Source organism: Streptomyces sp. NPDC051315 (assembly GCF_044455165.1).
GTDB lineage: Bacteria > Actinomycetota > Actinomycetes > Streptomycetales > Streptomycetaceae > Streptomyces.
Map to the genome: position 1 here is coordinate 252,688 of NZ_JBITEN010000001.1, position 21,246 is coordinate 273,933.

Genomic DNA, 21,246 nt, shown 5'->3' on the forward strand with positions numbered 1-21,246 from the left:
TCACCCGTCGGCGGCCGTCCGCAGCGCCTCGATGAAGAACTCCACGGCAGGCTGCGAGGGCGCGCTCGCCCGCACCGCCGCCTGGATGCCGCGCACCGGCACCGGATCACGCACCTCCCGTACGACGACCCCCGGGTGCCTGCTGCCGAGCCCCAGCCGGGGAACGAGCGCCACGCCCAGCCCCGCGGCCACGAACCCCTGAGCGGTCACGTAGTCCTCGCTCTCGACGACGAACCGCGGCCGGAACCCGGCGAGGGCACAGGCGTCCAGCTGAGCGTCGAGACAGGGCCCGGGCCACTCGCTCCCCACCCACGCCTCCTCGGCCAGCTCCTCCAGCCGCACACTCCGCCGCGCGGCAAGCCGGTGCCCCCGGGGCAGTACGGCGAGATAGGGATCGTCCAGCAGCCGCTCCAGCCGCAGGCCGTCGCTCGCCTCCGTACGCACCAGCAGGGCGAGATCGGCCCGCCCCTCCTTCACGTCCGCCAGTGCCTCCCCCGGCTCGGCGAGCCTCAGCTCGACCCGCACCCCCGGGTGCTCCTGGCGCACCCGCGCCACGGCGGGGGCCACGAGCCCGGCACCCGCGGTGGCGAAGTACCGCACGGCCAGCCGCCCGGTGCGCCCCGCCACCAGGTCGGCCAGGGCCGTCTCCGCCTCGGCGACCTGCCGTCCGATGGCATCGGCGTACTCGGTGAGCAACAGCCCGGCAGCCGTGGGGCGCACCCCCCGTCCCACCCGCTCCAGCAGCTCGACCCCCGCCTCCTTCTCCAGCGCGGCGACCTGCTGACTCACCGCGGACGGCGTGTACCCCAGCCGGGCCGCGGCAGCGGTCACCGAGCCCGTCCCCACCACAGCCCGCAACACCTGCATCCGCCGCACATCAAGCATGCAGCTCAGCTTAACGAACACTCAAGAACGTTTCACTTGTCCTCACACAACGGGGCGGCCATCGTAAGCGGCATGTCCCTCGCCTCGACCCTGCGCATGGCGGCTCTGGCCCTCCTCTGGGGGTCGGGCTTCCTCTGGATCAAACTCGCCCTCACCCACGGCCTGACCCCGGCCCAGATCACGATCGTCCGTTGCGCCCTGGGCACGGCGGTGCTGCTCCTCCTGGCCCGCGGAGCAGGCCAGCGCCTCCCCCGCGGCCGCGCCACCTGGACCCACCTCAGCATCGCCGCCCTCTTCTGCAACGCCATCCCCTTCGCCCTGTTCAGCCTGGGCGAGCAGACGGTCGACTCCGGCCTCGCGGGCGTGCTGAACGCCACCACCCCCCTCTGGTCCCTCCTCATCGGCGTCCTCCTCGGCACGGACCGCGGTCTGCACCCGGTACGGCTGACGGGCCTCCTCCTGGGCTTCGCCGGCACGCTCCTGATCTTCGCCCCCTGGCACCACACCGGCCTGCTCAGCTGGGGAGCCCTCGCCCTGCTGACCGCGGCCGCCAGCTACGCGGTCGCCTTCACCTACATGGCCCGCACCCTCACCACCCGGGACGCCCCCCTGGCCATGTCGGCGGCCCAGCTCCTCATGGCCACGGCCTGGACCACCCTGTCGCTCCCCACGGCCGGCGCCCTCGCCCCCGACCTCACCGCGCTCCTGGCGGTCACGGCCCTGGGCGTCCTGGGCACGGGCGTCACCTTCTACCTCAACTACCGCCTCATCGCGGACGAGGGCCCGACCACCGCGGCAACGGTCGGCTACCTGCTCCCGGTCGTGTCGGTGGCCCTGGGCACCCTCTTCCTCGACGAGGAACTCAACGCGCGCGTCCTGGCGGGCATGGCGGTGATCCTCGGTGGAGTGGCGATGACCCGCAAGCGGACGCCCCGCGTCCACCGGACGGCGGCGGGAGCCGCGGGAGCCGCGGGAGCGGACCGTGACGGTGCGTCGCAGCCTGTCGCCCAGCGGCGCGCGGCCGGGGGGACGAGCCTGTCCGGAGAGCAGACGCCGTACGGGCCGTATCCCGGGCGTACCCGGTAGCCGCCGTCGCCGTGAGCCGCTTCCCGCCGTCGCCGTAAGCCGCCGCCGCTCCCCCCGTCGCCGTGAGCCGCCGCCCGCCGTCCCCGTAGGCCGCTACCCGCCGTAGAACAGGGTCTCCACGACCCCCCGGGCCCGCCGGGCGGTCCGCCGGTAGTCGTCGAGCATGTCGCCCACGTGCCCCGGCCCGTATCCCAGGTACCGCCCCACAGCGGCCACTTCCCGCGCGTCGGAGGGAAACGTGTCGCCCGCCCGCCCCCGCACGAGCATCACCGCGTTCCGCACGCGCGTGGCCAGCACCCACGCCTCGTCCAGGATCTCCGCGTCCTCCGCGGACATCAGCCCCGCCTCCCGCGCGGCGGTCAGCGCGTCCCGGGTCCGGGTCGTCCGCAGCCCGGCCTGCTCCCACCCGTGCCGCAGTTGCAGCAACTGCACGGTCCACTCCACGTCGGACAGCCCGCCCGGCCCCAGCTTGGTGTGCAGCTTGGGATCAGCGCCCCGGGGCAGTCGCTCCGACTCCATCCGGGCCTTGAGCCGCCGGATCTCCCGCACGGCCTCCTCCCCGAGCCCGCCCCGCGGATACCGCAACGGGTCGACGAGCTCGAGGAACCGCCGCCCCAGCTCCTCGTCCCCCGCGACCGGCTCGGCCCTCAGCAGCGCCTGCGACTCCCACACCAGCGACCACCGCCGGTAGTAGGCCTCGTACGACTTCAATGTCCGCACCAGCGGACCGGACTTCCCCTCGGGCCGCAGATCCGCGTCGATCAGCAACGGCGGATCGGCGCTGGACACCTGCAACAGCCGCCGCATCTCGGAGACGACCCGGTTGGCGGCCTCGGCGGCCTCCCTCTCGTCGACCCCGTCCTGCGGCTCGTGCACGAACAGCACGTCCGCGTCCGACCCGTAACCCAGCTCGTGTCCCCCGAAGCGCCCCATGCCGATGACCGCGAACCGCGTGGGCAGGGTCTCCCCCCACCCGTCCCGCACCACGGCACGCAGTGTCCCGGCCAGCGTGGCGGCCGTCAGGTCGGACACGGCGGAGCCGACCCGGTCGACCAGGGCCCCCTGATCCGGCTCGGCGGGCTGCGTCTCGGTGCCGTAGGAGCTGACGATGTCCGCGGCGGCCGTACGGAACAGCTCGCGCCGCCGGACCCCGCGTGCCGCCGTGACCGCCTGCTGCCCGTTCTCCGCCCGCCCGACCGTGGCGAGTATCTCCTGCTCCAGGTGGTGCCGGCCCCGCGGCTCCAGTCCTCCGCCGTCACCGTCGCCGTCGCCGAGCAGCGCGACCGCCTCGGGCGCGCGCATCAGCAGGTCGGGGGCGAGCCGCCCGGCGGACAGCACCCGCGCGAGGTTCTCCGCGGCGGCCCCCTCGTCCCGGAGCAGCCGCAGGTACCAGGGGGTCTTCCCCAACGCGTCCGACACCTTGCGGAAGTTGAGCAGCCCGGCGTCCGGATCGGCGGAATCGGCGAACCACCCGAGCAGCACGGGCAGCAGCGTCCGCTGGATGGCCGCCTTCCGCGTCACTCCCGAGGCCAGCGCCTCCAGATGCCGCAACGCCGACGCGGGATCGGCGTACCCCAGTGCGACCAGCCGCTCCCGAGCCGCCTCGCTGCTCAGGCGGGCCTCGCCGGTGGGAAGCTGGGCGACCGCGTCCAGCAGCGGGCGGTAGAACAGCTTCTCGTGCAGCCGCCGCACCACGGCGGCGTGCCGCTTCCACTCCCGGTTCAGCTCGCCCACGGGATCGGCTCGCAGACCCATCGACCGCCCGAGCCGCCGCTGATCGGCCTCACCCTCCGGAACGAGGTGGGTCCGCCGCAACCGGTACAGCTGGATCCGGTGCTCCATCGACCGCAGGAACCGGTACGCCTCATCGAGCTGCACGGCGTCTGCGCGCCCCACGTACCCGCCCGCGGCCAGCGCCTGCAGGGCGTCGAGCGTCGTACCGCTGCGCAGGGACGCGTCGGCCCGCCCGTGCACCAACTGCAGCAGTTGCACGGCGAACTCGACGTCCCGCAGCCCACCGGGTCCCAGCTTCAGCTCCCGTTCGACCTCGGCGACCGGGATGTTCTCGACGACGCGCCGGCGCATCTTCTGCACGTCGGCGACGAAGTTCTCCCGCTCGGCGGCCTGCCACACCAGCGGCTCGACGGCGGCGACGTACTCCTCGCCCAGGGCGAGGTCACCGGCGACCGGCCGGGCCTTCAGCAGCGCCTGGAACTCCCAGGTCTTCGCCCATCGCTGGTAGTAGGCGAGGTGACTGCTCAGCGTCCGCACCAGCGGACCGTTGCGCCCCTCGGGCCGCAGGTTGGCGTCGACGGGCCAGATGGAGCCCTCGACGGTGGTCTCGGAGCAGATCCGCATCATGTGCGAGGCGAGCTTGGTGGCGGCCCGCAGGGCCTTGCCCTCGTCGGCCCCGTCGACGGCCTCGCCCACGAAGATGACGTCGACGTCCGACACGTAGTTCAGCTCGTGCCCACCGCACTTGCCCATCGCGATGACGGCGAGCCGGCACAACGCGGCGTCCTCGGGCGCCGCGGCGCACGCGAGACCGAGCGCGGCCCGCAGGGTGGCCGTGGCCAGGTCGGCGAGCTCGGCGGCGGTCTCGGCGACGTCGGTCGTCCCGCAGACGTCCCGGGCGGCGATGGACAACAGACACCGCCGGTAGGCGACACGCAGCGACACCGGATCGGTGGCCTCGGCGAGCCCCCGCTGGAACTCCTCCACCCCGGGATGGAGGTCGCGCGGCTCGTACGTGACGAGCGCCTCCCAGTCCCGCGGGTGCCGGGACAGATGGTCTGCGAGCGCGGCGGACGCCCCGAGCACCCCCAGCAGCCGGTCCCGCAACGGCTTGGCCGCTATGACCGTGTCGAGCAGCCGGCGCCGCGCGGTGCCCGCCGGCTGCGCCTCCAGCAACCGCACCAGCCCGAGCAGGGCGAGATCCGGATCAGCGGTGCGCCCCAGGGCTTCCAGCAGCACGGGGTCGTCGCGCACCAGGGAGAGCTCGGTGCTGTCGAGGAGCCGCTCGGCGGCGGAGGGGTCGGTGAAACCGTGCCGCAGCAGCCGCGTGAAGGTACTGCTTCTGCGCCCCGGCCCTGCCATCCCGGCCTCCTCGACTCCGATCAAGGTCGTACGGCTCGAGCCTAACCGGAGAGGCCGGGGGAAGCGCCGGGGTGGGCGGCGATGAGTCCCGGCCGCGGGACGTGTCTGCCCGGGAAAGACCGGGTGACGTGTGCTCGAGGGACGTCCTGTCGAGAACCGTTCCCGACAGACGTCCTGCCCGAAGGACGTGGGCCCCGGAGATCTCTCCGGAGGCGATCGGTCCCGGACCGTCCGTGCCGGGGACGATCCCGGAGAGCGGACGCCGACGCGCAGGAGGTACCCGATGACCGTCCACCGACCCCGGACCCGCCTCGACGCCCGACGCTTCTTCCCTCACGGCCCCGGACGCGCCTTGGTCGTTTCGGTGGCGCCGCGGACTGTTTTCGGCTTCGGTAAGGGGGAGCCGTTCAGCCAGACGCGCTGGCGGTTCGCATGACACGACCGGCATGACCGACCGACTGCGCCCCAGGCGATCGAGAGGACCATCGATGCAGTACACGCTCGAAGTGATCCCGTTGCCCGTCAGCGACATCGACCGCTCCCGTGACTTCTACCGCGACAAGGTCGGTTTCCACGTGGACATCGACCAGGAGGTCATGCCGGGCATGCGGATCGTCCAGCTGACACCGCCGGGCTCGGGCTGCTCGATCGCCCTGGGCGACAGCATTTGGGAGATGGCGAAGGGCTCGCGTCCCGCACCCGGGTCCTACCAGGGCCTCCAGCTGTGCGTGGCCGACATCAAGGCCGCCCGCGCCGAGCTCGTGGAGCGCGGCCTGGACGTCTCCGACCCCGTCACCTACACCCCCGACGACGGCGCCACCTTCATGTACTTCACCGACCCGGACGGCAACGGCTGGTCGATCCAGGAGTACCGCCGCCGCGCCACGGAACCGCTGCACCAGGTACTGGCGGACCTGGCACGACGGGAGTCGTAAGGAGAAGGGGGATGGGCAAAGGGGCGGCCTGAGACAGCCGCCCCTTTCCCCTGCGCGGGCCCGGGGCTCACACCGATGCCGCGATATGGGAGCCGCCGCTCTGGGAGGACGCATGCGCAGGTCGACCGCAGATCTCGTTCTGACTGGAGCTCGGGTCCGCCTCGGTCGGGGGCACTGGGCCGGAGCTGTAGCTGTCAGCGGAGGCAGAATTTCCGCGATCGGGCACGACTTTTCCAGCGTTCGCGACCTGATCGGACCCCATACGAGGGTAATCGAGTCACCTGGAGGGCTGGTTGTCCCAGGCTTTCAGGACAGTCACGTGCACGCGCCCTTCGCGGGCCTTGATAGACGACGTCTCTCTCTTCATGACGTGAAGGGGCGATCGGCCTACCTCGAGGCGATCGCCGCCTACGCCCATCACCATACTTCCCATGCCTGGATCGTTGGTGGTGGTTGGGCGGCAGAATACTTTCCCAATGGTTGCCCGCGGAAGGAGGACTTGGACACTGTCGTACCTGACCGGCCAGTATTTCTATTCAATGGCGATCTGCACGGAGCATGGCTCAACTCTCGGGCACTTGAGGTGGCCGGCATCACGAAGGACACCCCGGACCCCGTCGACGGTCGCATCGAGCGTGACCCACTTACCGGCGACCCATTGGGGACCTTGCAGGAAGGCGCGGCATACCGGGTCAACGACCACTTTGTTCCGCAGCCAGCACAGAATGAGTGGGAAGCGGCGATTCTTGATGCTCAGCGTTACCTGCACTCCCTCGGTGTCACTGGCTGGCAGGACGCCTGGGTCACCCCCGCGACCCAATCCGCCTACGATTCACTCGCCGTTCAAGGGCGATTGACGGCCCGAGTCGTCGGCGCACTCTGGTGGGACAGGAACCGGGAAATGGAACAGCTCCCTGAACTGTTGGAGCGCAGGGAACATGGCCTCGCTTCTGTCTCACCCATGGCACACTTGGGCTCGGGATTTTTCCCCACCTCAGTGAAGATCATGACGGACGGCGTGCTGGAGAACTTCACCGGTGCTCTACTGGAGCCATACTGTGACGGGTGTGGTGGACATACCGGCCAACGGGGCGTCACCTATCTGGATCGACATTTATTGACCGCCGCCGTCACGGAACTCGATGCTCAGGGATTTCAGGTCCACTTTCATGCGATTGGAGACCGCGCCGTACGAGAGAGTCTCGATGCGATTTCCCGCGCCCGCTCCTTGAACGGCGATAATGACCGGCGCCATCACATAGCCCATGTACAGGTCGTCCAGCCAGAAGACGTAGCCCGCTTCAGCGAGTTGAACGTTGTAGCCAATTGTCAAACGTTCTGGGCGCAGAGCGCAAGCGAAAGAGACGATCTCACGATCCCTTTCCTCGGAGCGGAGCGGGCCAGGCTTCAGTTTCCGTTTGCAGCGTTGCACTCCTCAGGAACGCGACTTGCCATGGGGAGCGACTGGGCAGTGACCACAGCGGACCCCCTGGAGCAACTTGAGGTGGCTGTCACGAGAACCTCACCCCAGGACCGTGACCGCCCCCCGTTTCTCCCCGAACAACGCATTAGTCTGGACGATGCCCTGGACGCATTCACTGCTGGCTCTGCGTACGTCAACCACGACGATCAGGGCGGCCGCATCTCGGTGGGAAGCCGCGCCGACCTTGTTCTGCTGGACACCGATATTTTCGCCCCAGGATTCGTCACGGACCGTGCGGCACCCATTTCCGATGCCCGCGTGCGACTCACAGTGGCTGGCGGCTCAGTCGTCTACGACGCGGGAAGCTAGCTAATCACATACGCGGCGCAGTGGCTCTCCGCGACTGCTCCGGAAGATGCGGCGCCAGTGTCGGCCACCAGGATGGGTGATCGAGAACGACCTGCCGGACAGCAGGAGACGTTGCGAACATTCCGGCCACGTAATGATCCCAGCAATCATACTCACTCGTTCCCGGAGCCAGTGATTTGATCATGAGGCCGTAGTCGAGAGCATCAGCGAACATGTGCGCCAGAGTCAGGACCTGTTCCCTCTCATCCCCAGGCTCTGGAACAGCAGCACCGTGAAAGAAGTACCGATTGAGCTGCGGATGTTGAAAGATGAGCGTACCGACGTTGTGGAGCCTTTCGACACTGTTGTTGATGGCTGATGCGGCTGCGATTCCGTTGGTGATAGCTGTCTGCTGCGTCAGTTGGCGAATCTGCCAGGCAGAAAACAGAATCGAGAACACGGCTGCCGCTGAAGCTATGATGCCGAAGATCAGAGTGCTCAAGGTCCCCCCTCGTGACCCGAAATACGCCTGTGAACCTTCCCCGATCGGCTGCCTTACACCCCTGCCTGCACCATCGGCACGGACAGGTGAATGCGGGTGAATGCGCTCCTACATCGAAGGAAGCAGGAGAATCTGTGGCCACAGAGTCATGTCGGTTCGAGTGTGGGACCGCCTGAGCCCCTTGTTGCCGCAGCGTGACAAGGGCGGCTCCAGCGCGCCTTGACCTTCGCTCTGACGACCCAGAGACGGCCGAGCAGTGAGACACAAAGGGGCCGACGGTCAACGACCGTCGGCCCCTCGGAATCGTCTCGGCGGGATCCCGACCTGACCCGCGCCTACAGCACCGGCAGGTTCTTCCGCAGTTCGAAGGCGGTGACCTCGCTGCGGTACTCCTCCCACTCCTGGCGCTTGTTGCGCAGGAAGAAGTCGAAGACGTGCTCGCCGAGGGTCTCGGCGACGAGGTCGCTGCGTTCCATCAGGGTGAGGGCCTCGCCCAGGTTCTGCGGGAGCGGTTCGATGCCCATGGCGCGCCGCTCCGCGTCGGAGAGGGCCCACACGTCGTCCTCGGCCCCGGGCGGGAGCTCGTAGCCCTCCTCGACGCCCTTGAGGCCGGCGGCGAGCAGCATGGCGTAGGCGAGGTAGGGGTTGGTGCCGGAGTCGAGGGAGCGGACCTCGATGCGGGCCGAGCCCGTCTTGCCGGGCTTGTACATCGGGACGCGGACCAGGGCCGAGCGGTTGTTGTGGCCCCAGCAGATGTACGAGGGGGCCTCGCCGCCGGCGCCGGCGGTGCGCTCGGAGCCGCCCCAGATGCGCTTGTAGGAGTTGACCCACTGGTTGGTGACGGCGGAGATCTCCGCCGCGTGCTTGAGCAGACCGGCGATGAAGGAGCGGCCGACCTTGGAGAGCTGGTACTCGGCGCCGGACTCGTAGAAGGCGTTGCGGTCGCCCTCGAAGAGGGAGAGGTGGGTGTGCATGCCGGAGCCGGGGTGCTCGGAGAACGGCTTCGGCATGAAGGTCGCCTGGACGCCCTGCTCCAGCGCCACCTGCTTCATGACCAGGCGGAAGGTCATGATGTTGTCGGCGGTCGACAGGGCGTCGGCGTAGCGCAGGTCGATCTCCTGCTGGCCGGGGGCGCCCTCGTGGTGGGAGAACTCGACCGAGATGCCCATGGACTCCAGCATGGTGATCGCCTGGCGGCGGAAGTCCATGCCGATGTTCTGCGGGGTGTGGTCGAAGTAGCCGGAGTTGTCGGCGGGGGTGGGGCGCGAGCCGTCGAGCGGGCGGTCCTTCAGGAGGAAGAACTCGATCTCGGGGTGCGTGTAGAAGGTGAAGCCCAGGTCGGAGGCGCGGGCCAGGGCACGCTTGAGCACGTACCGCGGGTCGGCGAAGGACGGGGAGCCGTCCGGCATGAGGATGTCGCAGAACATGCGGGCGGTGCCGGGGGCCTCGGCGCGCCAGGGCAGGACCTGGAAGGTGGACGGGTCCGGCTTGGCGATCATGTCGGACTCGTAGACGCGGGCGAAGCCCTCGATGGCGGAGCCGTCGAAGCCGATCCCCTCGTCGAACGCCTGCTCCAGCTCGGCCGGGGCCACGGCGACGGACTTGAGGAAGCCCAGCACGTCCGTGAACCACAGGCGTACGAACCGGATGTCACGCTCCTCCAACGTCCGGAGCACGAACTCCTGCTGCTTGTCCATCTTCCGCTTCCCCATCCTTGCTGGTCAGGCCGCCTGCCCCCCGTCCCACGGGAGACGGTCGGGCACCTGAGCATCCCACCACAACAGCATTTCATGCGCGTTGCGGACCTTGATCGCTGCGGCGACCTCGGCCTGAACGCCTCGCGTACGGCAGGTGTACCGCTCTGCCGCCCATCTTGCCTGCTCGGACTGACATCCGTAATGCCCGGTCCCCTCCGTCCCACCGGCCCTCTTAATTTGTGTCTCAGATGCAAGTTTCACTACCGTGCCGACCGCCGGACGCCGAGCAGGGTCCGGCACGCGCCCCTAGGAGGCCCCATGCTGTCCGAACAGTCCGCAGCCACCGTCCGCGCCACGCTCCCCGTCGTCGGGGCGGCCATCGGTGAGATCACCGAACGCTTCTACGGCGGCCTGTTCGCCGCCCACCCCGGGCTGCTGCGCGACCTGTTCAACCGCGGCAACCAGGCCGCCGGCACCCAGCGCCAGGCCCTGGCCGGCTCCATAGCCGCCTTCGCCACGCACCTCGTCGAGCACCCGGACGCCCGCCCCGACGCGATGCTCACCCGCATCGCCCACAAGCACGCCTCCCTCGGCGTCGCGCCCGAGCAGTACGCGGTCGTCCACCAGCACCTCTTCGTCGCCATCGCCGACGTCCTCGGCGAGGCGGTCACCCCCGAGGTCGCGGCCGCCTGGACCGAGGTCTACTGGCTGATGGCGAACGTGCTGATCGCGATCGAGAAGCGGTCGTACGAGGAGCGGGGGGCTCACGCCTGGCGGCCCTGGCAGGTCGTGGAACGCGTCCGTGAGACCCCGGACGTCGTCACGTTCCGCCTCCGCCCCGTCGACGACGCCCCGGTCCGCGACTTCCGGCCCGGCCAGTACGTCTCCGTCCGCACCGAACTCCCCGACGGCGCCCACCAGATCCGCCAGTACAGCCTCTGCGGGGCGCCGGACGCGGACGTACGCCAGATCAGCGTGAAGCGGGTCTCGGGCGGTACGGCCCCGGACGGCGAGGTCTCCCACCACCTGCACGCGCGCGTGCAGGTGGGCAGCGTGCTGGACCTGTCGGAGCCGTACGGCGACCTCGTCCTGGACGACGCCCCCGCCGCGCCCCTCCTGCTGGCCTCGGCCGGCATCGGCGTCACCCCGATGATCCCGATGCTGGCCCACCTCGCGGCCACCGGCCACCGCGCCCCGGTCACGGTCGTCCACGCCGACCGCTCCCCCGCCGACCACGCCCTGCGCGCCGACCACGGGACGTACGCGGCGAAGCTCCCCGGGGCCACCGTCCACCTCTGGTACGAACAGGACGCCCCCGACGGCACCCACACCGGCCTCGCCGACCTCACGGACGTGCCCGTCCTTCCCGGCACCCGCGCGTACCTGTGCGGCCCGCTCCCCTTCATGCGCGCGGTACGCGCCCAGCTGATCGACAAGGGTGTCTCTCCGGCGGACGTGCACTACGAGGTGTTCGGCCCGGACCTCTGGCTGGCAGGGGCCTGAGGCGGGGGTGGAGCGCGGGGCGGGCTGGGGATCACCCCAGCCGGGGGATCCCCAGCAGCAGCGGTCCCGTCGGCTCCGCCACCATGTCCGAGACCGTCAGCGGGTCGAGGGACGCGAAGAAGGCCTCCTGGGCACGGCGCAGGGCGCCTCGGAGGCGGCAGGCCGCGTTCAGGGGGCAGGGGGCCGCGCCGCCCTCGCAGTCGACCACGTCGCCGTCGCCCTCGAAGGCGCGGACGACCGCGCCCACGGACGCCGTGCGGCCCTTCTCGGTCAGGGCGAGGCCGCCGCCCCGGCCGCGGCGGGCCTCCAGCAGCGACATGTGCTGGAGTTCGGCCACGACCTTGGCCGTGTGGGTGTAGGGAACCTGCATCGCGGCCGCCACCTCGCGCGTCGTGGGGGTGGTCCCGCCCGCCACCGCGAGCCGCATGAGCACGCGCAGCGCGAGGTCGGTGGATCGCAACAGCCGCATGACAGGAAGCGTAGATAATGCGCATCCACGCTTCAAATTATTCTCCGACGACCCGATGACCCCGGTCCTCCTCGCCTCTTCTTGGCTGTGAGCTGCCTACGACATCCCCGTCTCCGCCATTACGATCAGCTGACCCGAACATCCGCACGGCCCCCGTCCGCCCCGTCCGCCCCTTTGCCGAAGGACAGACCCCATGGGTTCCGCCAAGAACAGCACCAGCGCGGCGCGCAAGGCGCGCATAGAGGAGATGCGGCGAGCCGAGCAGACGCGTGAGCGGCGCAACCGCGTCCTCACCATCGCGGCAAGCGCCGTCGTGGTCGCCGGGCTCGTCGCGGGGAGCGTGTTCCTCGTGCAGTCGCGGTCGGACGACGACTCCTCCACCGACGCGAAGGCGACTCCGGGGAAGTTCGTCACCGGCTCGGACGGCGTGAAGACGTGGAAGGGGACGCTCGGGCGCACCCACGTCACCAAGACCGTGACGTACCCGATGGAGCCCCCGGTCGGCGGCGATCACCACCAGGCGTGGATGAACTGCAACGGGAACGTCTACACCAAGGCGCTGAACAACATGAACGCCGTGCACTCGCTCGAGCACGGCGCGGTCTGGGTGACGTACACCAGCACGGCCCCCGAGGCGGAGGTCGAGGCGCTGGCGGCGAAGGTGCGGAAGACGCCGTACACGTTCATGAGCCCGGACGACAGGCAGGCCGACCCGATCATGCTCACCGCGTGGGGGCACCAGCGGGCGGTGACCGGCGCGAACGACCCGGCCGTGGCCGCGTTCCTCGAGAAGTTCGTGCAGGGCGAGCAGACGCCCGAGCCGGGTGCCGCGTGCACGGGCGGTCTGTCGCAGTGAGGTACGCCGGCGTCGCCGTGGCCGTGGCCGGGGTGCTGGTCGCGGCCGGCGCGGTCAGCTACTCCGTCGCCGGGGACGACGGCGCCGACGTCCCGTCCACCGGCTCCGCGGACGCCGGCTTCGCCCGGGACATGGCGGTGCACCACCAGCAGGCCGTCGAGATGTCGTACATCGTGCGCGACCGGACGACGGACGAGGAGGTGCGGCGGCTGGCCTACGACATCGCGCAGACGCAGGCCAACCAGCGCGGCATGCTGATCGGCTGGCTCGACCTGTGGGGTCTGCCGAAGGTGTCGTCGGACGAGCCGATGGCCTGGATGGGCATGGGCGGCATGGCCTCCGGCGAGGACGGCGCGCTGATGCCGGGCATGGCCACCGACGCCGAGATGAAGAAGCTCGGCACGCTCGACGGCCGGCAGGCAGAGGTGTTCTACCTCCAGCTCATGACGGACCATCACAAGGGCGGCGTCCACATGGCCGAGGGCTGTGCCGCCCGGTGCACGGTCGGGGTGGAGAAGCGGCTCGCGCAGGGCATGGTCGACGGGCAGGAGTCGGAGATCGAGCTCATGACGGACCTGCTCGCGGAACGCGGCGCGAAGCCGAGGCCGTAGGGCCCGGCGCGAAGCGCGAGGCTTGTGGAGCCCGGCGCGAAGCCGAGGCCGTAGTAGCCCGGCGGGAAGCCGGGGCGGTGCAGCCCGGGCCCGAAGCCGAGGCCGTGGAGCCCGGCGCGCGAGGCCCCGCGCGCCGGCTCGGTCCACCGCGCCGTGCCGCGCGCCGGAGCGCGCGGGGCGGCGGCACCGCCCCTGATCACCGGCGGGCCGGCGAGCGGCATCACCAGGCGTGGGCACACCCGCGAGCGGCTACGCGCAGTCGTACAGGTGCCGTTGACGACGGCACCCGGACGACGGTGGCGTGGGGTATCCAACATCACGCGTCACCCCATCGCGTCGCTCTGACGATTACACTGACCCGCGTGCCTCCGATGAACTTCTGGTCGATCTATCAGCACGGCTTCGCACGTGTCGCCGCATGTACGGGCCACACCGTCATCGCGGAACCGCATGCCAACGCCGAAGCGGTCCTGCGCCACGCGCGCCGGTGCGCCGAGGAGGGGGTGGCCGTCGCCGTCTTCCCGGAGCTTGGGCTGTGCGGCTACTCGATCGAGGATCTGCTGCTCCAGGACGCGCTGCTCGACCAGGTCGAGGAGGCGCTCCAGGAGGTGGTGGCCGGCTCGGCCGAGCTGCTGCCGGTGCTGGTCGTCGGTGCCCCGCTGCGCCACCGCAACCGGATCTACAACTGCGCGGTGATCGTGCACCGTGGCCGCGTCCTCGGTGTCGTACCCAAGTCGTACCCGCCGAACTACCGGGAGTTCTACGAGCGCCGGCAGATCGGTGACGGCGCCGACGAGCGCGGCGGGTCGATCCGCGTCGGCGGCGAGGCCGTACCGTTCGGCGTGGATCTGCTGTTCGAGGCGGGGGACGTTCCCGGCCTCGTGCTGCACGCGGAGATCTGCGAGGACATGTGGGTGCCGGTGCCGCCGAGCGCGGAGGCGGCCCTCGCCGGCGCGACCGTCCTGGTGAACCTCTCGGGCAGCCCGATCACGGTCGGGCGGGCCGAGGACCGCAAGCTGCTGTGCCGCTCGGCGTCCTCCCGCTGCCTCGCGGCGTACGTCTACGCGGCGGCCGGACTCGGCGAGTCGACCACGGACCTGTCCTGGGACGGCCAGACCATGATCTACGAGAACGGCGTGCTGCTGGCGGAGACCGAGCGGTTCCCGCTGGGCGACGAGTACGCGGTGGCCGACGTGGACCTCGACCTGCTGCGGCAGGAGCGGCAGCGGATGGGCACGTTCGACGACAACCGTCGTACGCACAGCGCGCGGACCTCCGACTTCCGGACGGTCACGTTCACGCTCGACCCACCGCTCACCGACCTGGGCCTGCGCCGTCGCCTGGAGCGCTTCCCGTTCGTGCCGGCCGACCCCGAACGCCTCGCCCAGGACTGCTTCGAGGCGTACAACATCCAGGTCGAGGGCCTCCAGCAGCGGCTGGCGGCGATCGGCGGCCCGAAGGTGGTCATCGGGGTGTCCGGCGGCCTGGACTCCACGCACGCGCTGATCGTCGCCGCCCGCGCGATGGACCGCGCGGGCCGACCGCGCAGCGACATCCTGGCCTTCACGCTGCCCGGCTTCGCCACCAGCGACCACACCAAGGACAACGCTCACAAGCTGATGAACTCGCTCGGCGTCACCGCGGCCGAGCTGGACATCACGCCGACCGCACGGCTGATGCTGCGGGAGATGGGCCACCCGTTCGCCTCGGGCGAGCCGGTGTACGACGTCACCTTCGAGAACGTGCAGGCGGGCCTGCGCACCGACTACCTGTTCCGGCTCGCCAACCAGCGCGGCGGCATCGTGCTGGGGACCGGCGACCTGTCGGAGCTGGCGCTCGGCTGGTCCACGTACGGCGTGGGCGACCAGATGAGCCACTACAACGTCAACTCGGGCGTGCCGAAGACGCTGATCCAGCATCTGATCCGCTGGGTCATCAGCAGCGGCCAGTTCGACGAGGAGACCGGCAGGACGCTGGCCGCGATCCTCGACACGGAGATCAGCCCGGAGCTGGTGCCGGGCGAGGAGATGCAGTCCACCGAGTCGAAGATCGGCCCGTACGCGCTGCACGACTTCACGCTCTTCCATGTACTGCGGTACGGCTTCCGGCCGTCGAAGATCGCCTTCCTGGCCTGGCACGCCTGGCACGACCCGGAGGCCGGCGCCTGGCCGCCGAACTTCCCGGAGGCCAAGCGGGTCGCGTACGACCTGCCGGAGATCCGGCGCTGGCTGGAGGTCTTCTGCCGCCGCTTCTTCGCGTTCGCGCAGTTCAAGCGCTCGGCCATGCCGAACGGGCCGAAGGTCTCGGCTGGCGGTTCGCTCTCGCCGCGCGGCGACTGGCGCGCCCCGTCCGACAGCTCGGCACGGGCCTGGCTGCGGGACCTCGCCCGTTTCGACGGGTAACCGGCCCTTCGTCCACCCACCCGCCCGACTCGGCAGGTCCGGGAGCCCCTCCCCGGGGCTCCGCCCCGGACCCCGTCCGCCGCGCCGTACGGGGTCCGGCACATCTGCGGGCGCGGGCGCGCCGTGGGGCCGGTCGCGCCGCAGTTCCCCGCGCGCCTCAGGGGGCGTGGCCCCGCCCGGACTCCGTCCCGTCCGGGCGTCCCTCACCCAGCTGTTTCCAGCCCGTCCGGCGTTCCGGGACGAGGCCCGTTCAGGGCCCGAGCGGGAGCGAGGGGGCGGCAGCCCCCCGGGGACGGGACGGGTAGGGGCGGCGGGGGCGAGGAGGAACCCGGCGCCCGCCTCAGCGGTGCAGCGGCTCCGTCTGCTGCGACGCCCCCGCCGCGACGATCCGGGCCCGGCCGGCCGGCTGGGGAGCCCTCCGCCGGTCCACCGTGTACGCCACGCCCGCCACCGCGAGGCCGAGCACCGCGAGGCCCGCGCCGGCCACCGCCGGCGAGGTCACGCCGAAGCCGGCCCCCAGGGCCAGGCCGCCGATCCAGGCGCCGCCGGCGTTGGCGAGGTTGAAGGCCGCCTGGTTGGCGGAGGACGCCAGGGACGGGGCGGCCGACGCCTTCTCCATCACCATCAGCTGAAGCGGCGAACCGGTGACGAACGCGGCGACGCCCAGCAGGGTCACCGCCACCGCCGCGCTCCACTCCGCGTCCATCAGCAGCGGGAACAGCGCCAGCACCACGACCACCGACGCCAGGCCGCCGAACAGGGTGGGCCGCATCGCGTGGTCGGCGAGGCGGCCGCCCAGCAGGTTGCCGATCGTCGCGCCGACGCCGAACAGCGCCAGCAGCAGGGTCACGCGGGAGCCGGCGTACCCGGCGGCGTCGGTCAGCATCGGGGTGATGTAGCTGTACGCGGAGAACAGCGCCCCGAAGCCGGCGACCGTCGTGCCGAGCGCCAGCCACACCGGCAGCGAGCGCAGGGCCGCCAGTTCGCCGCGCAGACCGCCGGCGGGCGCGTGCGTGTGGTCGTGGGGGATCAGGAGCGCCAGGGACGCTATCGCCGCCAGCCCGATCGCGCTGACGCCGAGGAACGTGGCCCGCCAGCCCAGGTGCTGGCCCATCAGCGTGGCCATCGGGACGCCCGCCACGTTGGCGACCGTGAGGCCGAGGAACATCAACGACACCGAGCGGGCCTTGCGCTCGGGCGCGACCATGCCGGTGGCGACCACCGCGCCGACCCCGAAGAAGGCGCCGTGCGGCAGACCGCTGAGGAAGCGGGCGGCCAGCAGCCACTCGTGGCCGGGGGCGAACGCCGACAGCGCGTTGCCCGCAACGAACAGCCCCATCAGGGAGATCAGGACCGTGCGGCGGGACAGGCGGGCCGTCACCGCCGCGAGCAGCGGGGCACCGATGACGACGCCGAGGGCGTACGCGGAGACCAGGTGTCCGGCGGTCGGGATCGAGACGTGCAGGTCGTCCGCGACGTCGGGCAGAAGTCCCATCATCACGAACTCGGTGGTGCCGAGGCCGAAGGCACCCACGGCCAGGGCGAGCAGGGCCAGGGGCATGAAGAAGCCTGTGCCTTTCAGAGAGGGTTCCGTCGATCATAAGGGCAATATGTTCAAGTACGGAACAAACTCTGCCCGGCCCAGTATTCCGGGAGGTTACGGTGTGGTGACCTTCACACGAGCCGCGACCGGCAGGTGGTCGCTGCCGGTCTCCGGCAGGGTCCACGAGGTGACCGGCTCCACGCCCGTCACCATGATCTGGTCGATGCGCGCCATCGGGAACGACGCCGGCCAGCTGAAGCCGAAGCCGCTGCCCGCCGCGCCCTGCGCCGAGCGCATCTGGGAGGTGACGGCGTTGAGGGAGCGGTCGTTCATGGTGCCGTTGAGGTCGCCGAGCAGGATCTTGCGGCTCAGCGGGTCGGCGGCGATCGCCTCGCCCAGCGCGTCCGCGCTCTTGTCGCGCTGCCGGGCGGTGAACCCGGCCTGGAGCTTGACGCGTACGGACGGCAGGTGGGCGACGTAGAACGCGACCGGCCCCTGCGGCGTCGTGACCGTCGCCCGCATGGCGCGCACCCAGCCGAGCTTGATGTCGACGTCCGCGACGTCGCTCAACGGGTACTTGCTCCACAGCCCGACGGTGCCCTGCACCGAGTGGTACCTGTACGTCGCCGCCAGCGCCTTCTCGTAGACCGGCACCGCCGAGGCGGTCAGCTCCTCCAGGGCCAGCACGTCCGCGCCGGACGCCGCCACGTCGCGGGCGGTGCCGGAGGGGTCGGCGTTGTCGGCGTTGACGTTGTGGGTGGCGACGGTGAGGTTGCCGCCGCTGCCGGTCTTGTCGGAGAGCAGGCCGCCGAAGAGGTTCAGCCAGACGACGGCCGGGATCACCACCGCGATCAGCGCGGTCGCCGAGCGGCGCACCAGCGCGAGCAGGAGCAGCAGCGGGATGAACAGACCCAGCCAGGGCAGGAACGTCTCCGTCAGGCTGCCCAGGTTGCCGAAGCGGTTGGGGATGCGCGAGTGCACCAGCATCACCAGGGAGAGGACGAGCGCGAGCGCCGCCACGACGACGCCCCGGCGCCAGATGCGCGGGTCACCGCGCCAGCCGGCGGACAACCGTGTGACCAGGCGTCCGATCAGGCGCCGAAGCCGGGCTCCCCGCTGCTCGGGCCCCGAGCCGCCGTTGTCCGTCTCCGTCATGTACGCCTGCTGCGCCATACCGTCGCCTCACTGCCTGCCGTGCACATCGTTCGTCCCCCGAGTACGACCCTAGGGGATGAACGGCCCTGGTCCTGCCGTCCCATGACGGCCGTACCTGCACGAGGACGAACAGGCCGGTGTCACGGGTTCCGGTCGCACGTCACGAAGACCGCTCTGTGACGAAACGCGCACACGGGTCCGGCGCCGCGGACGTCGCATCAGGGCCGGTCCCGCGGGGAACTGACGGGCCGAAGACCGTCCAGCAGCGCGTCGACCATCAACTCCGCGAGGCCCTCGGCGAGATCGGCGTCGGGCTGCAGGACGGCCCGGACGAGCATGGGGCCGACGAACATGTCGTACATCAGCTCGCGGTCGAGGTCGGTGCGCAGTTCGCCGTTCTCCTGGCCTCGGCGCAGGACGTCGAGGCCGACCCTGCGGCGGGGGCCGACGACCGTGTTCTGGTAGGCGGCCCAGATCTTGGGGCTGCTCTTCATCTGCGCGCGGACGTTGTACAGGATCGCCGAGGACCGGTTGGCCAGTCCGCGCCGGCGCAGCGACTCCAGCAGCACGACCAGGTCCTCGCGCAGGGAGGTGCCGGGGAGTTCGAGGTCCTCCGGTTCGGCGGCCCGCAGGACGTCGACGAAGAGTTCCTCCTTGCCGCTCCAGCGGCGGTAGATGGTCGCCTTGCCGACGCCGGCGGTCCGGGCGATCCGCTCGATGGACACCTCACCGAGCGGAACCCCCTCCTCCAGCAGCTTCATCGCCCCCTCGATGATGGCCCGCTCCACCGCCTCACTGCGGGGCCGCCCCCGTCCGGGCTGCTCCACACCGGTGCCGCTGTCCGTCAGGCCCACGTCCGTCCGTCCCTTCCTCGCACTGGGGAGATTGTCGCCCAGGGTGCGGCCGCAGTCCGGTCCTACGGCTTGGCCCCCGTCAACTCCCCGTCGAGGGTGGCCTCCTGAGGCTCCTTCGGCCTGCCGGGCAGGAAGACGCCCACGGTCACCGCGCCCACGACCGCCACGGCGGCCCCCCACCACGCGGTGACGTGCATCGCGTGCAGGAACGCCGCGTTGGCCGGGTCGACCAGCGCCTCGCCCTGGGCGCCGAGCCTCGCCGCGACGCCCAGGGTCGCCTCGATGGACTCCCCCGCCGTGTCGCGCAGTCCGGCCGGCAGTGTGCCGAGGTCGTCCTCGATGCCGCCCCGGTACGACGTCGACAGCACCGAGCCGAGGACGGCGATGCCGAGCGCGCCGCCGACCTGGCGGAAGGTGTTGCTGAGGGCGGAGGCGGAGCCGGCCTTCTCGCGGGGCAGGGCCTGCATGATGACGACGCTGGTCGGGGTCATGATGTGGGCCATTCCGGCGCCCATGCAGAAGAAGACGACCTCCAGGAGCCAGATCGGGGTGTCCTCGTCCAGCGTGGCGAACGCGGCCAGCGTCGCCGCGATGACCAGCATGGCGGTCGTCGTCGTGGCCTTGATGCCGAAGCGGTCGACGACGAGCCGGGCACGCGGGGCGAAGATCATCTGTGCGGCGGCCAGCGGCAGCATCAGCAGACCGGTCTGCAGTGGCGAGTAGCCGCGCACGCTCTGGGTGTAGAAGACCGAGAAGAAGGTCACGCCCATCAGCGCGAAGAAGACCAGCGCGATGACGGCGATCGCGGCCGAGAACACCTTGTTCCGGAAGTAGGTGACGTCGACGGACGGATGGTCGCTGCGCTTCTCGAAGACGACGAACCCGACGAGGACGGCGAGACCCGCGGCGATCGTCGCCAGCACGGTCGGGTCGGTGAAGTCGGCCAGCTCGCCGCCCCTGATGATGCCGTAGACGAGGAGGACCAGGCCGACGACGGACAGGACGACCCCGACGGCGTCGATCCGGCCGGGGGCGGGGTCGCGGGAGTCGGGCACCAGCCACACCATCAGCGCCACGGCGACGATCACGATCGGCACGTTGATGAGGAAGACCGAGCCCCACCAGAAGTGGTCCAGGAGGAGGCCGCCGGTGATGGGGCCGATGGCGATGGCGAGCCCGACGCCGCCCGCCCAGACGCCGATCGCCTTGGGCTGCTCCTCGCGGTCGAAGACGTTCATCAGGACGGCGAGGGTGGCGGGCATCACGAACGCGGCACCGAGGGCCATCAGCGCGCGGAAGGCGATGAGCTGGGCGGGCGAGCCGGACTCGGCGGCGAGCGCGGAGCCGATGCCGAAGACGACGAGGCCGCCGATCAGGACCTTCTTGCGGCCGACGCGGTCGCCGAGGAGACCGGCGGAGAACAGCAGACCCGCGAAGACGAGCGTGTAGGAGTTGATCGCCCACTCCAGCTCGCTCTGGGTGGCGCCCAGGCCGGTGGGGGCGGGGGTGGAGATGGTCTTGATCGCGACGTTCAGGATCGAGTTGTCGAGGACGACGATCAGCAGGCTCAGCATCAGCACACCGAGGATCGCCCAGCGGCGCCGGCGCACCGCTTCCGGTATGCGGTGGGCCCGGGGGTCCGGGCCGACGGGAGTGGTCATGTCGCCGACCCTAGGCGAATTTCGATACGAGACCGTCTCGTATCGAAATTCTTTCTGGTTCCTTTCGCTTCCCTTTACCGGCGCCTTGCCCGGGGCGGCACGACGGGGCTCGCCCGGTGGTACCACGGCGCTCGCCCGGCGGGGGCGGCGGGCCGGGCGGTGAGGTGTCGGCCACACCGGGGGCACTCTGGCCCTCCCTGGCACGAGGTGCCACCATGGA

16 protein-coding genes and 1 pseudogene are annotated in these 21,246 nt (G+C 70.8%); 8 read left to right on the plus strand and 9 right to left on the minus strand.

The features are described 5' to 3' along the window. Entirely contained in the window at window positions 1-885 is an 885-nt protein-coding gene (locus tag ACIBBD_RS01115; protein WP_399417139.1) for a LysR family transcriptional regulator, read from the minus strand. A gap of 72 nt (window positions 886-957) precedes the next feature. Between ACIBBD_RS01115 and ACIBBD_RS01120 the strand changes: the two genes are divergently transcribed. Next, window positions 958-1,971 carry a DMT family transporter gene (locus ACIBBD_RS01120; RefSeq protein ID WP_399417140.1) on the plus strand — a complete coding sequence of 338 codons (1,014 nt, stop codon included), beginning with the start codon at window positions 958-960 and terminating at the stop codon, window positions 1,969-1,971. 93 nt (window positions 1,972-2,064) lie between these two features. Here the strand turns inward: ACIBBD_RS01120 and ACIBBD_RS01125 are convergent, their stop codons facing one another. Beyond that, window positions 2,065-5,067 carry a bifunctional [glutamine synthetase] adenylyltransferase/[glutamine synthetase]-adenylyl-L-tyrosine phosphorylase gene (locus ACIBBD_RS01125; protein ID WP_399417141.1) on the minus strand — a complete coding sequence of 1,001 codons (3,003 nt, stop codon included), beginning with the start codon at window positions 5,065-5,067 and terminating at the stop codon, window positions 2,065-2,067. A gap of 328 nt (window positions 5,068-5,395) precedes the next feature. On the opposite strand from ACIBBD_RS01125, the pseudogene ACIBBD_RS01130 reads away from it, so the two are divergent. The 3 genes and pseudogenes from ACIBBD_RS01130 to ACIBBD_RS01140 form a co-directional block, all read left to right on the plus strand. Then, window positions 5,396-5,503 (plus strand): annotated as a pseudogene (locus ACIBBD_RS01130) (pyridoxamine 5'-phosphate oxidase family protein); the annotation flags it as partial. A 52-nt stretch (window positions 5,504-5,555) separates the two neighbouring features. Then, entirely contained in the window at window positions 5,556-6,002 is a 447-nt protein-coding gene (locus ACIBBD_RS01135) for a VOC family protein (RefSeq protein WP_399417142.1), read from the plus strand. 112 nt (window positions 6,003-6,114) lie between these two features. Next, window positions 6,115-7,794, plus strand: a complete 1,680-nt coding sequence (locus tag ACIBBD_RS01140) for an amidohydrolase (protein WP_399417143.1) — start codon at window positions 6,115-6,117, stop codon at window positions 7,792-7,794. A 4-nt stretch (window positions 7,795-7,798) separates the two neighbouring features. On the opposite strand, the gene ACIBBD_RS01145 is transcribed toward ACIBBD_RS01140, so the two are convergent. Continuing rightward, window positions 7,799-8,275 (minus strand): hypothetical protein, encoded by a 477-nt coding sequence (locus tag ACIBBD_RS01145; protein WP_399417144.1) that lies wholly within the window; start codon window positions 8,273-8,275, stop codon window positions 7,799-7,801. 335 nt (window positions 8,276-8,610) lie between these two features. Further along, entirely contained in the window at window positions 8,611-9,972 is a 1,362-nt protein-coding gene (glnA, locus tag ACIBBD_RS01150) for a type I glutamate--ammonia ligase (RefSeq protein ID WP_399417145.1), read from the minus strand. 318 nt (window positions 9,973-10,290) lie between these two features. Here glnA and ACIBBD_RS01155 point away from each other — a divergent pair, with 318 nt between their 5' ends. Beyond that, entirely contained in the window at window positions 10,291-11,475 is a 1,185-nt protein-coding gene (locus ACIBBD_RS01155; protein WP_399417146.1) for a globin domain-containing protein, read from the plus strand. Window positions 11,476-11,506: 31 nt separating this feature from the next. Here ACIBBD_RS01155 and ACIBBD_RS01160 read toward each other — a convergent pair whose 3' ends face one another. Next, a complete protein-coding gene (locus ACIBBD_RS01160) occupies window positions 11,507-11,944 on the minus strand; it encodes an RrF2 family transcriptional regulator (protein ID WP_399417147.1) in 438 nt (145 codons plus the stop codon). A 193-nt stretch (window positions 11,945-12,137) separates the two neighbouring features. Between ACIBBD_RS01160 and ACIBBD_RS01165 the strand changes: the two genes are divergently transcribed. From ACIBBD_RS01165 to ACIBBD_RS01175, 3 genes are all read left to right on the plus strand, one after another. Beyond that, the gene (locus ACIBBD_RS01165) at window positions 12,138-12,800 is read left to right on the plus strand and encodes a DUF3105 domain-containing protein (protein WP_399417148.1); all 663 of its coding nucleotides are present in this window, start codon (window positions 12,138-12,140) and stop codon (window positions 12,798-12,800) included. Continuing rightward, the gene (locus tag ACIBBD_RS01170; RefSeq protein ID WP_399417149.1) at window positions 12,797-13,411 is read left to right on the plus strand and encodes a DUF305 domain-containing protein; all 615 of its coding nucleotides are present in this window, start codon (window positions 12,797-12,799) and stop codon (window positions 13,409-13,411) included. Before ACIBBD_RS01165 ends, ACIBBD_RS01170 begins: the two co-directional genes overlap by 4 nt. Before the next feature lie 371 nt (window positions 13,412-13,782). After that, entirely contained in the window at window positions 13,783-15,813 is a 2,031-nt protein-coding gene (locus tag ACIBBD_RS01175; protein WP_399417566.1) for an NAD(+) synthase, read from the plus strand. A 340-nt stretch (window positions 15,814-16,153) separates the two neighbouring features. Here ACIBBD_RS01175 and ACIBBD_RS01180 read toward each other — a convergent pair whose 3' ends face one another. The 4 genes from ACIBBD_RS01180 to ACIBBD_RS01195 form a co-directional block, all read right to left on the minus strand. Beyond that, the gene (locus tag ACIBBD_RS01180; RefSeq protein ID WP_399417150.1) at window positions 16,154-17,374 is read right to left on the minus strand and encodes an MFS transporter; all 1,221 of its coding nucleotides are present in this window, start codon (window positions 17,372-17,374) and stop codon (window positions 16,154-16,156) included. A gap of 96 nt (window positions 17,375-17,470) precedes the next feature. Continuing rightward, window positions 17,471-18,529, minus strand: a complete 1,059-nt coding sequence (locus ACIBBD_RS01185; RefSeq protein WP_399417151.1) for an endonuclease/exonuclease/phosphatase family protein — start codon at window positions 18,527-18,529, stop codon at window positions 17,471-17,473. A gap of 200 nt (window positions 18,530-18,729) precedes the next feature. Further along, a complete protein-coding gene (locus ACIBBD_RS01190) occupies window positions 18,730-19,359 on the minus strand; it encodes a TetR/AcrR family transcriptional regulator (RefSeq protein WP_399417567.1) in 630 nt (209 codons plus the stop codon). Between the two features lie 68 nt (window positions 19,360-19,427). After that, the gene (locus ACIBBD_RS01195; RefSeq protein ID WP_399417152.1) at window positions 19,428-21,026 is read right to left on the minus strand and encodes an MFS transporter; all 1,599 of its coding nucleotides are present in this window, start codon (window positions 21,024-21,026) and stop codon (window positions 19,428-19,430) included. Window positions 21,027-21,246 lie beyond the last annotated feature (220 nt).